The organism is Tropicimonas marinistellae (assembly GCF_001509585.1).
In the GTDB taxonomy this organism is placed as follows: domain Bacteria; phylum Pseudomonadota; class Alphaproteobacteria; order Rhodobacterales; family Rhodobacteraceae; genus Tropicimonas; species Tropicimonas marinistellae.
The window spans coordinates 16,696-32,654 of sequence record NZ_LNCI01000010.1; the positions used below are offsets into that span (position 1 = coordinate 16,696).

Annotated in this window: 15 protein-coding genes; 8 read left to right on the plus strand and 7 right to left on the minus strand. The window is 63.5% G+C overall.

The features are described from left to right. Position 1: 1 nt before the first annotated feature. The 7 genes from ARC39_RS19590 to ARC39_RS19620 all read right to left on the minus strand — a co-directional run bounded on the left by ARC39_RS19590 (position 2) and on the right by ARC39_RS19620 (position 8,591). Positions 2-1,939: a nitric oxide reductase activation protein NorD gene (locus ARC39_RS19590; protein ID WP_068116796.1), complete on the minus strand. Its 1,938-nt coding sequence runs from the start codon at positions 1,937-1,939 to the stop codon at positions 2-4. Positions 1,940-1,948: 9 nt separating this feature from the next. After that, positions 1,949-2,761, minus strand: coding sequence for a CbbQ/NirQ/NorQ/GpvN family protein (locus tag ARC39_RS19595; RefSeq protein ID WP_068116798.1), 813 nt, complete (start codon positions 2,759-2,761; stop codon positions 1,949-1,951). Between the two features lie 5 nt (positions 2,762-2,766). Beyond that, positions 2,767-4,131, minus strand: a complete 1,365-nt coding sequence (locus tag ARC39_RS19600) for a cbb3-type cytochrome c oxidase subunit I (protein WP_068116800.1) — start codon at positions 4,129-4,131, stop codon at positions 2,767-2,769. Positions 4,132-4,153: 22 nt separating this feature from the next. After that, the gene (locus ARC39_RS19605; RefSeq protein ID WP_068116802.1) at positions 4,154-4,606 is read right to left on the minus strand and encodes a c-type cytochrome; all 453 of its coding nucleotides are present in this window, start codon (positions 4,604-4,606) and stop codon (positions 4,154-4,156) included. Between the two features lie 147 nt (positions 4,607-4,753). Next, positions 4,754-5,233, minus strand: coding sequence for a hypothetical protein (locus tag ARC39_RS19610; protein WP_068116804.1), 480 nt, complete (start codon positions 5,231-5,233; stop codon positions 4,754-4,756). Between the two features lie 35 nt (positions 5,234-5,268). Further along, positions 5,269-6,471 (minus strand): NnrS family protein, encoded by a 1,203-nt coding sequence (locus tag ARC39_RS19615; RefSeq protein ID WP_068116806.1) that lies wholly within the window; start codon positions 6,469-6,471, stop codon positions 5,269-5,271. Continuing rightward, the gene (locus ARC39_RS19620) at positions 6,468-8,591 is read right to left on the minus strand and encodes a NosR/NirI family protein (RefSeq protein WP_078059368.1); all 2,124 of its coding nucleotides are present in this window, start codon (positions 8,589-8,591) and stop codon (positions 6,468-6,470) included. The genes ARC39_RS19615 and ARC39_RS19620 overlap by 4 nt, the downstream gene beginning before the upstream one ends. Positions 8,592-8,701: 110 nt before the next feature. On the opposite strand from ARC39_RS19620, the gene ARC39_RS19625 reads away from it, so the two are divergent. The 8 genes from ARC39_RS19625 (at position 8,702) to nirJ (ending at position 15,928) form a co-directional block, all read left to right on the plus strand. Then, positions 8,702-10,456: a nitrite reductase gene (locus ARC39_RS19625; protein ID WP_068116808.1), complete on the plus strand. Its 1,755-nt coding sequence runs from the start codon at positions 8,702-8,704 to the stop codon at positions 10,454-10,456. Between the two features lie 76 nt (positions 10,457-10,532). Beyond that, on the plus strand, positions 10,533-11,336 hold the full coding sequence (gene cobA / locus ARC39_RS19630; RefSeq protein WP_068116810.1) for a uroporphyrinogen-III C-methyltransferase: 804 nt from the start codon (positions 10,533-10,535) through the stop codon (positions 11,334-11,336). Then, positions 11,329-11,631 carry a c-type cytochrome gene (locus ARC39_RS19635; RefSeq protein ID WP_068116811.1) on the plus strand — a complete coding sequence of 101 codons (303 nt, stop codon included), beginning with the start codon at positions 11,329-11,331 and terminating at the stop codon, positions 11,629-11,631. The genes cobA and ARC39_RS19635 overlap by 8 nt, the downstream gene beginning before the upstream one ends. Then, positions 11,628-12,776 (plus strand): cytochrome D1 domain-containing protein, encoded by a 1,149-nt coding sequence (locus ARC39_RS19640; protein ID WP_068116812.1) that lies wholly within the window; start codon positions 11,628-11,630, stop codon positions 12,774-12,776. Before ARC39_RS19635 ends, ARC39_RS19640 begins: the two co-directional genes overlap by 4 nt. A gap of 3 nt (positions 12,777-12,779) precedes the next feature. Further along, a complete protein-coding gene (gene ahbB / locus ARC39_RS19645) occupies positions 12,780-13,778 on the plus strand; it encodes a siroheme decarboxylase subunit beta (RefSeq protein WP_068116813.1) in 999 nt (332 codons plus the stop codon). Beyond that, positions 13,775-14,230, plus strand: coding sequence for an Lrp/AsnC family transcriptional regulator (locus tag ARC39_RS19650; protein ID WP_068116814.1), 456 nt, complete (start codon positions 13,775-13,777; stop codon positions 14,228-14,230). Before ahbB (ARC39_RS19645) ends, ARC39_RS19650 begins: the two co-directional genes overlap by 4 nt. Beyond that, on the plus strand, positions 14,227-14,715 hold the full coding sequence (gene ahbB, locus ARC39_RS19655; protein WP_068116815.1) for a siroheme decarboxylase subunit beta: 489 nt from the start codon (positions 14,227-14,229) through the stop codon (positions 14,713-14,715). The genes ARC39_RS19650 and ahbB (ARC39_RS19655) overlap by 4 nt, the downstream gene beginning before the upstream one ends. A gap of 1 nt (position 14,716) precedes the next feature. After that, on the plus strand, positions 14,717-15,928 hold the full coding sequence (nirJ, locus tag ARC39_RS19660; RefSeq protein WP_068116816.1) for a heme d1 biosynthesis radical SAM protein NirJ: 1,212 nt from the start codon (positions 14,717-14,719) through the stop codon (positions 15,926-15,928). The last annotated feature ends 31 nt before the right edge of the window (positions 15,929-15,959 follow it).

The following is a 15,959-nucleotide window of genomic DNA, read 5'->3' on the forward strand; positions in this document are numbered from 1 at the left end:
CTCACGCCCCCACCAGGTGTCGGTAAATCTGGGGCAGTGCCTGCGTAAGCTTGTCGGGGTCCGGGATCACCTCGAACCCACCCTGCCCGAACAGCCGCGGGAACCACGTTTTGGCGGTGCGGTCCACAGTCACACCAAACACGGATTGCCCGGCCCGGCGGGCTTCTCTCACCGCCATGCGCGTATCTTCGATGCCGTGTCGGCCCTCGTAATGGTCAAGGTCGTTGGGCTTTCCGTCGGTGATGACAAGCAGCAGCTTCCGCTTGCGGGCCTGCGTCGCGAGTTCCGCGCTCGCATGGCGCATGGCGGCACCCAGCCTTGTGTAGAAGCCCGGGCGCAACCCGCCGATCCGCTCCTCGACGACCCGGCTCATCGGTTCGTCGAAGCGTTTGCAGTTCTGTACGTAAACGCGATGCCGCTTGAGCGAGGAAAACGCGTTGATCGCAAATTCGTCGCCACAGGCGTCCAACCCCCAGGCGAAGGCATCCAGCGCCTCGCGCTCGATATCGATCACGGCGCGGCCCGAAACCGCACTCTCGGTGGAACGCGAGACATCGAGCAAAATCGAAACCGCCAGATCGCGCGCTTCGGGGCGGGTCTGGGTCCAGATCCGCTGCGTGCCTTGTCCGGTGGCCTTCCAGTCGACCTGCGCCCGGACCGTGGCGTCAAGATCGAGCGCATCGCCGTCGAGGTGTCCGCGCGTCGTCACCCGCCCCGGTCGCAACGCCTCGAATTGCCGTTTCACGGAACGGATGCGGCGCGCTGTTCGCGGGTCCTTCGCGTAGTCTTCGTATTCCTCCCGCGCCTCCGCCGTACTGGCCAGAACGCAGACATGGTCTGGAAGGTAGGTGCCCGTCCGGGCGTCCCACTCCGGGTAGGTCAGCTTTGCCGAAAGCCTTTCGCGGTCAACATCTTCGGGCGCGAGGTCGAGATGCAGCTTCAAGCGCGTTGCGGGGGCCTTGGAGATTTGCCCGAGCCCGATCTCGTCCTGATCGTCGGCCGCCTTTTTCGCGCTGTCATCGTCGTCGTCATCCACGCGACGATTGAGGTTCAGGAACTCGGCCCAACTCAGGATCGCTTCGAACTTGTGCAGGATCAGACTGTCCTGCCGCTCCGCCTGATCCGCTTGCCGTCGGCGCGCGCGCAGCATCTTGTCCCCAGCCTCCTCCGGAGCACCGCTGGTTTCGCGCGTTTCCACCTCGTCACCGGCCGAGAAGACAACCTCGCGCAGGTCCGGCCACAGCGGCACTGGGCGAAACGGGCGATACCCGCGCGGCGCCTCTATGTCAGACAGGTCGCCGGCAGACATCGCGTCCACGAGCGTCTCCGCGTCGGGCGCAAGTGCCGACGTCGCGCCGAGCATGTTTCGCAACACCGCCTCAACGCGGGCCTCGGCGGGTGGCAGCGCGGAATTTGGCCTTTGATGGAGCGTGCCGTCGCAAAGCGCCGCATACAGGTCGCGCAAACCCGGCGCATCCTGTAGCGCGGCCTCGACCATTGCGCGCGCCGCCATAAGTGCCCGAAGATCCGAGCGCAGCGGATCCCCATCGGCGACACGGTCGGGCGCATGGGCCGCCGCCGCCGTGAGCCAAAGGTAGAGCGCCGCATTGGCATCGCGCGTGGGAAAGACCGCCAATCGGGCCGGCAGGCGCAGCACCTCGCCATCGAAACTCGCCTTGGGCGTCGTCTCGACCTCGGTGCCGAGACGTCGCAAGAAGCTCAACCGGTGGCGTGAGATTTCGTCGGAGACCGGACGCAGCTCAACAGCATGGCTGCCTCCCAGCCCCCGGTAAAAGACTGCCAGCCGCCCCACGACCTCGGAAAGGTCGACCGCGGCTCCGTGATGCACCTCGGGCGCATCCAGGCGGCTGGCAAAGGAGTGCCACAGTTTCCCGACGCTTTCCTCGGGCTCCCATGGCTCGAAGTCGATCCTGGTCATCGACCGGCCTCACCCAAAGACGGCCGTGACAAGATCGAGGAGGCCGCGTTTCACATCCTCGTCGTCGCTGAGCGGTTCGATCATCGCTGCCTGCACGGCGCGTTCGACGCCCATGCCCTGCGCGATCAGCGTCGCGGCGTAGACCACGAGCCTCGTCGAGACGCCTTCCTCGATATCCTGCCCCTTGAGCGCCCGCAGCTTGCCCGCGAGGCGGACGAGCGAATGCACACGGCCCTCGTCGAGCCCGCTTTCCTGCGCGACGACCCGCACTTCCAGGTCGGGCTTGGGAAAATCGAACTCGACGGAGAGGAACCGCTGACGGGTCGAGGGTTTCAGGGTTTTCAGGATATTCTGGTACCCGGGGTTGTAGGAAGCCACGAGCATGAACCCCGGAGCCGCCTCCAACTCTTCCCCCGTGCGATCGACAGGAAGGATACGGCGGTCGTCCGTGAGTGGGTGCAGAACCACCGTGACATCCTTGCGGGCCTCCACCACCTCGTCGAGGTAGCAGATCGCGCCTTCCCGGACCGCACGGGTGAGCGGGCCGTCTACCCAGACCGTCTCGCCGCCCTTGAGCAGGTAGCGTCCGATCAGGTCTGCCGCCGCGAGGTCGTCATGGCACGCGACGGTGTAGAGCTTGCGCCCGAGCTTTGCAGCCATATGGGCCACGAAGCGGGTCTTGCCGCAGCCTGTCGGCCCCTTGAGAATCAACGGCAGGCCATTTGCGTGAGCTGCCGAGAAGACGGCGCATTCGTCGTCCTGCGGCAGATAGAAGGGGGCGTCGACCGCACCCGTCACAGTCTGGGACATCGAACCATCCATCCTGTTCACTCCGCAGGCTGGCCGGCGTCGGTCGAGATCACCTCACGGCGCGGCACCCAGATGGCGTAGATGAAGAGCAAAGCGCCGATGACGAACGCAACCCCGGCACCGAACCGCATCCAGTAGAATACGGCGAGCTGGTCCTGCACATCCATGTAGTATTCGCCGTTCACCCGCTGCAGGTGGGTTTGTACAGTTCCGGCAAACGTCAGCACGAAGGTCATGAATGCCATGCCGCCCGACATCAGCCAGAAGGAGGCCATGTTGAGAACCTGGTTGTAGGGATCACGGCCCAGCAAAACCGGCATCGCGTAGGTGAAGATGGCAAGGTTCAGCGACACATAGGCGCCAAAGAAGGCCAGGTGACCGTGTGCGGCGGTAATCTGGGTGCCGTGAGTGTAGAAGTTCACCCCGTGCAGCGTGTGCAGGAAGCCCCAGACACCCGCACCGAAGAAGGCCAGCGTGGCGCAACCGAGCGACCACAGCAGTGCGGCCTTGTTGGGGTGATCCCGCCGGCCTTTCCAGACCATCACGAATGCAAAGGCCATCATGGCGAAGAAGGGAACGACCTCCAGCGAGGAGAAGATCGAGCCGATCCACTGCCAGTAACCGGGTGTTCCGATCCAATAATAGTGGTGGCCGGTGCCGAGGATGCCGGAGAAGAGCGCGGCCGCGACGATCACGTAGAGCCATTTCTCGACCACCTCGCGGTCGACACCGGTCAGCTTCAGCATCAGGTAGGCAAGGATCGAAGCCATGATGAGCTCCCACACGCCTTCCACCCAGAGGTGAACGATGTACCACCAGTATTGCTTGTCGAGGCTGAGATTGCCCGGGTTGTAGAAGCTGAAGAGGAAGAGCAGCGCCAGGCCCCAGAGCCCGAGAAGCAGGATGTTCGTGATCGCGGTCTTCTTGCCCTTCAGAACCGTCATCGTGACGTTGTAGAGGAACATCAGCGCCGCAACGACGATGCCTGCCTTGACCCAGCGAGGCTGTTCGATGAACTCCCGGCCTTCCTTGCCGAGCAGCCAATTGCCCTCGAACAGGTTGAAGACATACGTCAAGACGACGCCGAGAGTCCCCACCACGAGGATAATCAGCTGCAGGTAGGCGAGCATCGGCGAGTGGATCTCGCGCTCCGCCTCTTCCGGGATCAGGAAATAGGCAGCACCGAAGAAGCCGCAGAGCAGCCAGACAATCAGGCTGTTGGTGTGCAGCATCCGGATAATGTTGAACGGCAGAATCTCCGATAGCGTGTTGGGCGCAACGTAGACCCAGCCGGCGAGCAACCCGCCAAGCACCTGCACGGCGAAGAGCGCCATGGCGACGGCGAAATAGGCAAGGGCGATTTTCTGGGTTTGATATTTCATGTGTCTGTCCTCTCGTCCCTCATCAGCCGGCGTCGTTCGGCGGCCAGTCCTGGGCGTCGATCCTGTCGGTCCAGATCAGGAAGTTGGTGAGGTCGCGGATTTCTTCGTCCGTGAGATTGAACTGCGGCATCTGGCGGCGGCCCTCGATGCCCGTCGGCATGGCTTCCATCCAGCCCTTGAGCGTCTCGTAGGCGGCCTCAGGTTCATCGAGAACGCCCCAGCGGGTCATCACGTTGCCGACCTCCGGTGCGAAGTACGCCCCCTCGCCGAGGATCGTGTGACAATTGATGCAAGCGTTGTCTTCCCAGACCCGTTTTCCCGCGATCACGCTGTCGTCGAGCGTGTTCATGTCGGTTGAGGTACTGGTGATGTATAAGTGGCTGTGGACCGATAGGCCCACGAAGATGAGGATGAAGAACAATGACCCGCCGTAGAAGATGTTGCGGGCCATGCTCTTTGTCATGACTTCGCGCATAGCGCGCTCCTTTGCGAAGCTGTGTTGGTACCTCGACCATGAAAGCTGCAAGCCTGACTCGCCTTAACGAAAGTCAAGGGACGGCAGGTAGGCGAGGGTCAGATAGGTCGGAGCGCGCGGCGCGGGCGAGATTGGGCAGCCGGGACCTCAGCCCAGAAATCCTCCGTGGGTCCCGGCGACAGCCGCGATGACGGTCAGCAGGCTGACGGCAAGAAGGATCCTGTGCATACGCTGAATGAGTCGGAACGTGCCTTCCGGGTCGCGCTTCGATCGCGTGAGGAACCACCGGTGCAGGAAGAGCGGTTCGGCGACAAAGAGCATCACCGTGAATACCGCCCAAACGGCCACCATCGCGTGCATCCAGAAGTAAGACACCTGCGCGAACCGATCCCACAGGTCCCAGATCCCGACGAGGTAAAAACCGCTGAGACCGACCAGAAGCGTCGTACCCCGGGCCTGCCACGCGAAGGCGCGCTCGATCTCCTCGAAGAAGGCAACGCGGTCTTCGGGGTCTTTCATCCGGGCGACGGCAGGCAACAAGACCGTCGTGACGAAGGCAACGCCGCCAATCCACAGAACGACGCCCAGAACATGCAGCCCACGGGCGACAATCGCACCATCCAACATTCGCACTCCCTTTCGAATACTGTCCCTGCCCGGAGTCAGCCGCCACTCCGCACTGCGCGGGGCGCGGTCACGATTGGCCAAACCGCGATGACGTAAAGCACGAAGGCGAGGACCCACAGGCCACCGGAGGCGAGCACCATCGGGAAATACCAGTCGCCGGACAGTTCCGACCCGACCCACCGGACCGCGGCACTGACGGCAATCAGGAGGTATCCGGCCGCCACCGGCTCCGGAGCGATCAACTCCCGCCCGGTGTGACCCATAATGGCGCGGCTCATGACCGCCAGCGTCATGCCGCCAACCGCTCCAATTCCGAGAATGTGGAGCGCCGCGACTTCGCTGCCGATCCCCTCCAGGGCCAGGCCCCAGAGCAAGAGACCTATCCCGAGCATCGCCATTCCAAGATGCAGCGCCAGGAGGATCGGTTTGTCGACTGTCCAACGTCCACGCCAACCGGTCAGCCGCGCCAGCTGTACCATTCCGGCAAGAATGGCCAGTGCGCCGACCACGCGCTCTGGCAGAGAGACGAGGAGCGCCAGCGGCAACAGGATCGAGAGCCCCATTGCCATCCCCTCGAGCACATTGTTGGACTTCGGCCAGAGGCGTTCGGGCACCTCCGCGCGGTTCATGGCATTTCGCGTGAAGGCCGGCGTCACCCGCCCGCCAAGCACGCCAATCATCGCTGCCAATCCGATCAGTCCGACACGCATTCCGGTGTCGAGCGTGTCGTCTGCCAGCTCCATCCATTCCAGGTGCACGCACAGGTTGCCAAGCCAGACTATGGAAAGAAAGACGACGAACAGAACGTTCTGTGGCTTCGGCCGCTTGACCAGTTGGAGTGCTATCTTGGTGACGAGGATCGGTAGGAATGCGAGGTCGATCACCGCGACGACCCCCACCGGAAGGGACCCCGAGAACCACAGCGCAAAACGCCCGGCCAGCCAAACACCACCGGAAGCCGTTACGAACAGGCGTCGCGCGGCGGGAGTTCCGGTCCAGTTCGGAACGGCGGTCAGAAGGAAACCGCCAAGCGCCGCGCTCGCAAACCCGAAGATCATCTCGTGGGCATGCCATTGATGCGGCGGCACGTTGAAGGGCATCACGGTGACCATGCCGCCGCGATAATGGACACCGAGCCAGAGAAGCCAGACAAGCCCCGCGAAGACCGCAAAAACACCTGCAGCGAAGAAGAAGACCCGAAAGCCCTCCGAGAAAAACACGGACAGTCGGGAGGTCATTGGGATGGTTCCTTTACTTCGCGCGCGGCCCGCGCCTTCTCGATTGCGGCCTGGCGGGCGTCCGCGGCCCGCGCGCGCTTGATGAGAGTCGGGCATGTCGTGCTATCGTTGTAGATGACCTGGCACCGCAGACAGAGAACACATTCGTTGGGATTGATCCGCCCGACCCGGTCGATCGCCCCGACAGTGCATCGTTCCTCGCATAGCCTGCACTCGCGACCGCACTGGGGCCGGCGGTGCAGCCAGTCGAAGATCTTCAGCTTCGCCGGAATCGCCAACGCCGCGCCGAGCGGACAGATGTAGCGGCAGTAGAACCGTTCAATGAACAACCCCGCAGCCAGAATCGCCAGGACGAAAAGAACGAATGGCCACGCGCGCACCATTCGTAACGAAATTGCAGTCTTGAACGGTTCGGTCTCGGCCAGCGTGATCGCGGATTCCATGGAATAGAAGGACAGCGCGAGGATGGCGATGAAGAGCGTGTACTTGATCGTCCAAAGTCGCTCATGCAACGCCTGACGAAACGTGAGCTGCTGGACGCCGAAATGCCGGGCGACGACATTGGTCAGTTCCTGAAGGGCACCGAACGGGCAGAGCCAGCCGCAGTAGACCCCGCGCCCCCAAAATAGCAGGCCGAGCGCCACGAAACTCCAGAGCGTGAAGATGACCGGCTCGATCAGGAACGTCTCCCATCGGAAGCCCGAAAGGAGCGATTGGAGAAATGCCACGACCTGCACGACCGAAAGCTGCCCGTTCACGCCCCAACCGAGCCAGACCAGCGTGACTGCCAGGAACGCATAGCGGAAACCGCGCCAGAGCCCTGGCCGGGCGACCAGTGCTTCCTGCACGAACAGCATGAGTGTCAGAAGCCCGATCATCAGCCCGACGCCGGCCACTGTCAGTCGCTTTTCCCTCCACGTCGTCTGCCACAGGGGTTCCGGCGGTGCGGGCGGCTCCAACACGAACCGCGCCGGCAAGTGGTAGTCGGTTGCCGTGACGAACGTGAGATCAGCCCCCGTCTGGGCGGGACGCGTCGCGGTTACTTCGACACTGAATGGTTCCACCGGGTCAAAGCCGTCGCCGAGTTGGAAGATACTCCGCTCCTTCATCTCCGGCGCCTCCTTGAGCGCCAGCCGGTCCACGCGCGTGTATCCTTCGTCGGTCAGTTCATACCGCTTCTCACCCTGAACAACCGCGATCCGGTCGAAGACGTGGGATTTCTTCCAGTCCGTGCCACGGTGGGAGTGAAGCCCCTGCGAGCCGACGAACAACGCGACTTCGCCGGCGCCGAGTCCGCCGACGGCACGGGTGAACAGCTTCTGTCCGAGCAGGTTGCGCCCAATCGTGGGTGGATCGAGCAATGCGACCCACAGGTCCAGAAAGGCCCCCTGCCCCGGCGTGACGGGCACTCTTGCCCCGGTAAACGCGGCGGCTGCGTCTTCGCGTGTGCTCCGAACCTGCGCAATCGCACCCTCTGCAATGAGTGCTTCCCAACCGGACGGTTCATAGGAGACACGGTCGATGCGGCCGGCCTCCACCGCGCCGCGTGCTATCGCGAGCGTGCGGCCGGTACGCAGGATGCCATCGCGGATCACCCCGGTGGAAACGGTGGCACGTGAGATGATGTCCGGCGCTGACTGCTCGGCCGCGTCGGCCGATTCCCTGGGTGCGGCGAGGTCGACCCCCGCGAAGGCGCCGACAAACCTTGCGATGTCTTCATCAGACAGGCCGAGCGTCAGGATCGGCTCGGCATGGCGCACGAGTTCGGCAGCAACGATCGTTCCGCTGGGGGAAATGGCGACCAGCATCTCGATCGGCCGGCCAGAGTAGCCGACGGACCGGGCAATCTCCCAGGTCGAGCCCACATACCCCAACAGCGTGCCGTCATCCGTCCTGACCGTCCATCCCGGCACATCCCCCGCGTCTCGAACCACCTCGACAGGCTCCACCGCTCCGAAGAGCGCAGCAGCCGCGGCGGTCGTCAGTTCGGCGGCAATTGTCCGACGCTCGAGCGGAAGTACCCGCTCCGCCGCCCCCGGCGCCGCAAGCAAGAGACTTAGTACGCAGACCAGAAGTGAAGTCCGCCAGACGTGAAGGAGGAGACAGACAAGCGGGTTCATATCACAGAGGTACGAGTGCCGTCGTTCCGGCTCCTTAACGAAAGTCAAGGCGCTCGCGCGGTCGCGATTCCATCGTTCTCGTGCCTCACCAGCTCAACGGAGATACCGTTATGACTTCGACACGAGCCATCCGCAGTTCCGCGCTCATGCTCAGCGCGGCGATGGCCCTGGGGCTCACTGCCCTGGGAGCCGCTGCGCAGGACAAGCCAAAGGACCACGCCGACGGCCCCGCCGCCGCCTACGAACCCTCGATGACCACGCTCGGCCAGCTTCAGGTCGAGATTCCGGGCCGCAGGGAGGGCGACCCGGTGATGACACAAGACGAATACCAGAACGCCAACCAGATCTATTTCGAGCGTTGCGCGGGCTGCCACGGTGTTCTGCGCAAGGGCGCGACCGGCAAGCCGTTGACCACCGACATCACGCGTGAGAACGGCTACGAGTACCTCCGCGACTTCATCAACTACGGATCGCCCGCGGGCATGCCGAACTGGGGAACCTCGGGCGAGTTGACCGAGGAGCAGGTCGACATGATGGCGCGTTACATCCTGCTCGACCCGGCCGCCCCGCCCGAGTTCGGTATGGACAAGATGCGTGAGAGCTGGAAAGTGCTCGTCGCGCCGGAGGACCGGCCGACAGAAAAGCTCAACGATATCGACATCGACAACATCTTCTCGGTCACCTTGCGCGACTCGGGTCAGGTGGCGCTGATCGACGGCGAGAGCTACGAGATCCACGCCGTCATCGACACCGGATATGCCGTGCACATCTCGCGCATCTCGGCGTCTGGCCGGTACCTTTTCGTCATCGGCCGCGATGCCAAGGTCAACATGATCGACCTCTGGATGGAAACGCCCGCCACCGTCGCCGAAATCAAGGTCGGGACGGAGGCGCGTTCCATCGAGACATCCAAGATGGAGGGATACGAGGACAGGTACGCGATCGCGGGGTCCTACTGGCCGCCGCAATACGTGATCATGGACGGCGATACGCTCGAGCCACTGAAGATCAAGTCCACCCGCGGAATGATCTACGACGAACAGACCTTCCACCCCGAGCCGCGCGTCGCATCCATCGTCGCGTCGCACTACAACCCGGAGTTCATCGTCAACGTCAAGGAGACCGGAAAGATCCTCCTGGTCGACTATTCGGACATCAAGAACCTGAAGGTGACCGAGATCGAGGCCGAACGCTTCCTGCATGACGGCGGGTTCGACAGCACCAAGCGGTACTTCCTGGTGGCGGCGAACGCCCGTGGCAAGGTCGCGGTGGTGGACACCAAGGAAGGCAAACTCACCGCTTTGGTCGAGACCGAGGGCGAGACGCCGCATCCGGGGCGCGGGGCGAACATCATGCACCCGACCTACGGGCCGGTCTGGGTAACGTCCCACCTCGGCGACGAGACCGTGGCGTTGATCGGCACCGACCCCGAAGGGCATCCCGACAATGCCTGGAAGATGGTGCAGCAACTCTACGCCCTTGGCGGGGGGTCGCTCTTCGTGAAGTCGCACCCGACCTCGAACCACCTGTATGTCGATGCTCCGCTGAACCCGGACGCAGAGACCTCGGGCTCGATTGCAGTCTTCAAGATCGACGAACTGGACCAGGAAGAGCCGGAATACACCGTCCTTCCCATCGTCGAATGGGCCGAGATCGGCGAGGGTCAGCCCCGCGTCGTGCAGGGCGAGTTCGACCAGGCAGGCGAAGAAATCTGGTTCTCGGTCTGGAACGCCAAGGACAAGGAGAGCGCCATCGTCGTGGTCGACGACAAGACGCTCGACCTCAAGACGGTGATCAAGGACGAGCGGCTCATCACGCCGACCGGCAAGTTCAACGTCTTTAACACCCGGGCGGACGTCTACTGACGTTCCACCCGGGCCGGAGGGGCGCACGCCGCCCCTCCGGTTTCCCGGCAGCCACCGCAACGAACGGGAGCGAGAAATGTCCAGAACTGGGAAAGTCTGTCTGATTGGCGCCGGTCCCGGCGACCCGGAACTCCTGACCCTGCGCGCACTGCGGATGCTGCAGGAGGCTGACGCGGTCGTCTATGACCGACTCGTCTCTCCCGAGATCCTTGCTCTGGCGCCGGACACAGCGCGCAGGCTCTTTGTCGGAAAAGCGCCAAAGCATCATCCGGTCCCGCAGGACGAGATAAACGCGCTTCTCGCCGAGCTGGCTCTGAACGGCTATTCCGTCGCCCGGTTGAAAGGCGGCGATCCACTGATTTTCGGGCGCGGCTCCGAAGAGGCCGCGCACCTGACATCGCTCGGCATACCGGTCGAGTACGCCCCGGGTATTACCGCCGCACAGGGCGCCGCGGCCGCCACTGGCGTACCACTCACGCATCGCGGCCTCGCCAGCGGCGTTCGCTATGTCACCGGCCACAGGCAGGCGGATGGCGTGCTTGACCTCGACTGGGCCAGCCTCGCCGATCCTGATACCACACTCGTCGTATACATGGGCGTCGCGAATATCGCGCAGATCGCAATGTGCCTCATGGCCGAGGGTCTGCCCGGCAGTACGCCCGTCATGGCAATCGCCAATGCAACCACTCCACGAGAGACACGGCTCTTCTCCAGCCTCGAAAGAATCGCGCCCGACACCTGCGCCGCCAACCTCAGCGCACCGGTTCTTTTCGTCATTGGCCGCGTCGTCAAGCTCTGCGCCGACTGGCCCGCGGTCGAGTTCCTGTCCTCGGAAGAGACCGAAACCCGTACCGTTATCGCGCGCGCCGCTCATGCGTAGCGTCGCGGTTTTCCTTGCCAGCGCCACGCTCGCCCATGCCGATGAACCGCCGGATTCGTCCCGGCTGTCTCATCTCGTCCATCAGGATTGCGGTTCCTGCCACGGTCTGACCCTCAAGGGTGGGCTTGGGCCGGACATCCGCCCCGAAGCGCTTTCGCACTACGACGCCGAGATCCTCGCAGATGTGGTTCTTGACGGAATTCCCGGCACGGCGATGCCGCCGTGGCGGCCGTCGATGAGCGAAGCGGAAGCACGGTGGATCGCGGAATACCTCCTCACGGGATATGCGCCATGAAGACATTTCTCTCCCTGCTTCTTCTGACCCTCGGAACAGCAACCAACGCGGAAGAAATCCGTGCCACCGGCGACCTAGGCCTCGTGGTCGAACGCGCGCGCGGCAGCCTTCTGGTGATCGATCAGTCGGACCGGGCCGCGATCGGACGAATAGATGGCTTGGGCGATCTTTCCCACGCGAGCCTTGTCTATTCGCCAGACGAGCGTTTCGCCTATGTCTTCGGGCGCGACGGCGGCCTCTCAAAGGTCGATATTGTCGAGGGCAAGGTCTCCGCACGCGTGCTTCAGGCCGGGAACTCCATTGGCGGGGCAATCTCGGACGACGGCTCCCTTGTCGCGGTCTCGAACTACGAGCCAGGCGGCGTGCGGGTCTTCAACGCCGACACGCTGGAGATGCTCGCGGACATCCCGACCGCATCGAAAACGATCGGCCTTGTGGATGCCCCTGGCCGCCGTTTCGTTTTCACAACATGGGACGACGGGGAAACGTGGATTGCCGATTTCTCCAAGTCCGGCGCACCGGAAATCACGACGATTCCCGAGATGGGAGCAAATCCCTACGACGCGCTGATCACCGGAGATGGACGCACGTATATCACCGGCCTCTTCGGCGAAGACGGGCTGACCGCGCTCGATCTCTGGAACGAGGCGCCCCAACCGATCCGCATCCTGCAGGGCTACGGCCGCGGAAAGGAGGATCTACCCGTCTACAAGATGCCGCACCTGGAGGGATGGGCGAAGGCGGGCGACGAGTTCGTCCTGCCGGCGGTCGGCCACCACGAGGTGCTCTGGATTGACGCTGCGACGCTTGCGGAGACAGGGCGCACCGACACCTATGGCCAACCCGTCTTTGCCATGGCTCGGCCCGATGGACGGCATGTCTGGGTCAACTTCGCCCACCCGCTCAACGACACGATCCAGGTCATCGACACGATGACCAAAGAGGTGATCCACGAGTTCAAGCCCGGGCCGGCCGTGCTCCACATGGAGTTCACACCGCGCGGGCACGAAGTCTGGATCTCGGTCCGCGATGCCGGAAAGGTGATGATCTACGACACGCAGAGCTTCGAGAAGCTCCGCGAGATCGAAGCGGACAGTCCGTCCGGCATCTTTTTCACCGCTCGCGCACATCGGACGGGACTTTGAGCCATGGGCGTCGAACGCATCGCCGACGCACGGGACATCCGCCTTCTCGACGAATGGCAGCGCGACTTCCCATTGGAATCCCGGCCGTTCATCCGCATTGGCGCCGCGCTCGGTTGCAGCGAGGCCGAAGTTCTCAGACGCCTCGCAACGCATGTTGCAGACGGCCGGGTTTCCCGCGTTGGCGCAACATGCGCGCCCAACACGATCTCGGCCAGCACATTGGCAGCCGTCGCGGCCCCGGACTCCCGGATAGATGTCATCGCGGCCATCATCGGGGTTCAGCCGGGCGTCAACCATGTCTACCAGCGCGAGAACCGCTGGAACCTCTGGTTCGTGGCCACGGGCCCCGACCGTGCCCATGTCAATGCCTCGCTCGCGGCTATCGCGCGCGCCACCGGTTTGCGCGTGCTCAATGCGCCGCTAGTGCGACCCTTTAACGTGGACCTCGGATTCCGATTGGATGGCAGCGGCACACCGCTGCCTCCGAAAAGGGCCGTCGATGCGACAGCCATCGAACCCGGGGACAGGGAAATCCTCCAGGCACTAACCGCCGGCATGCCGATCGTTGCGCGCCCCTACCGTCAGATCGGTGCCCTGCTCGCAAGAAGCGAAAGGGAGGTGATCGCACGCGTCGCGGCGCTCACCCACGCCGGGATCATCTCGCGGCTCGGCGTGATCGTCCGGCACCGGGCTCTTGGCTGGAGTTCGAACGCGATGGTCGTTTGGGACATACCTGAAGAGCGCATCGAGTCTGCCGGCCCTGCGCTCGCCGCCTTTCCTGGCGTTACGCTTTGCTACGAGCGCCGTCCCGAGCCCGTCCTTTGGCCGTACCGGCTCTATTGCATGATCCACGCCAAGTCGCGCAGCCGTGCGATGGACGTTCTCGCCGGTGCGGCCGAATTGCCGGACTTGCGCGACGCTCCTCGGCGCGTCCTCTTTTCCAGCCGCTGTTTCAAACAAACCGGCGCAATGATTGCTCCGGCACCGGAGACTGTCACATGACGCATCAACTCGATGATACCGACCGGGCGTTGATCAACCGGCTGCAAGACGACCTTCCGCTTACCGACCGCCCCTTCGCAGCCATCGGAGAGGCATTGGATCTGCCGGAATCAGAGGTGCTTTCGCGTCTCACCCGGTTGCGGGAGGACGGCTTCATCACGCGGTTCGGCCCGTTCTTCGATGCCGCTGCACTCGGAGGGGCCTTTTGCCTCTGCGCGATGTCGGTACCGGAAGCGGATTTCGAGACGGTCGTGACCAAAGTCAATGCCCACCCCGAAGTCGCGCACAATTATGAACGCGAGCATGCGTTCAACATGTGGTTTGTGCTCGCGACAGAAAACGCGGAGGAGATCGAGACCGTGGCCCGTGAGATCGAGGCAGAGACCGGAATCGCGGTACGCCGTTTTCCGAAAGAGCGGGAGTTCTACATCGGTTTCCGGGTGGCGGCATGACGCTGGACGCCATCGACCGCCGGATTGTCGAGGCCACGCAGGCAGGCTTGCCGCTGTGTGCCACACCCTTCGCTGAGATTGGCGACAGTCTCGGACTGGAGGGGGCAGACGTGATCGCGCGCCTCGTCAAACTCAAGGAGCGCGGCGTGATCCGCCGGATTGGCGCGGCACCGAACCACTATCGCCTGGGGATGCTCGCGAACGGAATGAGCGTCTGGGATGTAGACGACGCTCAGGTGGACGCACTGGGCGCTCAGGTGGGCGCACTCACGTTTGTAACCCATTGCTACCGCCGCCCGCGCGCGCTTCCGGACTGGCCATACAATCTTTTCGCGATGGTTCACGGAAGCGACCGTGAAGAGGTACAGGAAAAACGCGCACAGATAGCAGTGCTATTGGGCCCTGCTTGCCGTGGCAGCGATATCCTTTTTTCCTCGCGGATCCTCAAGAAGACCGGCTTGCGACTGCGCCGGAAGGAGGGCTGAGATGTTTCGACTGTCGGGATACATGGAACAGCTTGTCAGGCCGACACCGGTGCGGCGCCGTGGCGCCGGACCGGTCCGGCCGGTGGTGATATGGAACCTGACCCGGCGTTGCAATCTGCGGTGCCGGCATTGCTACACGGTATCTGCCGATGTCGATTTCCCTGGCGAGCTGAGCCACGAGCAGGCCTTGGCCACGCTCGACGACCTTGGCACATTCGGCATTCCGGCACTGATCCTCTCGGGAGGCGAGCCGCTTGACCGAAAGGATTTCTTTCAGATTGCAGAAGCGGCACGACCAAGGGTCCGGATGCTGGCGCTCTCGACCAACGGGACCAAGGTCGACGGCGAAAACGCTGACCGTGTCGCCGGGATCGGTTTTGATTACGTCGGGATATCCATTGATGGCATCGGTGCCACGAACGACTGGTTCCGCGGGGTGGATGGCGCTTTCGACGCGGCCCTTCGCGGTGTGCGCGCATGCAAGGCACGCGACATCAAGGTCGGGCTACGTTTCACGCTTACCGAGGGCAACCATCGTCACTTGCCCGACCTCCTGAAGCTCTGCGACGACGAAGGGGTCGACAAGTTCTACCTGTCCCACCTCGTCTACGCCGGACGCGGCGACAAGAACCGCGGCGAGGATGCCGCGCACCGGCGCACGCGCGCGGCGATGGACCTGCTCATCGACCGGGCCTGGATAGCCGCCGCCGAAAATGCACCGCTCGACATCGTAACCGGCAACAACGACGCAGATGCCGTCTATTTCCTGAAATGGGCGGAGCGGCATTTCGACGAAGCGCGTGTAGCCCATCTTCGTAGTCATCTCGAGGCCTGGGGCGGCAATTCCTCGGGGCTCGGCGTGGCCAATATCGACACGCTGGGCCGGGTGCATCCTGACACCTACTGGTCCGACTACACGATCGGAAACGTGAAGACGGCGCGTTTCTCCGACCTCTGGACCGGCGGGGACCCGATGCTCTCGCAGCTGCGCACCCGCCCGCGGCCACTCAAGGGCCGCTGCGGTGCCTGCGCATTCCGGGATGTCTGCGGCGGCAATACCCGTATCCGGGCATTGCAACTCACCGGCGACCCGTGGGCCGAAGACCCGGCCTGCTACCTGTCCGACGCGGAGATCGGCGTGCGTGCCGGCCCGCGCCTTACCCTCACACCGTTCCGAGGCAAGAGCCGTGATCCAGAGCACAAGTTCCTCTAGCGTCCGGTCGACGCGCGCCCTTCTGGCAGCG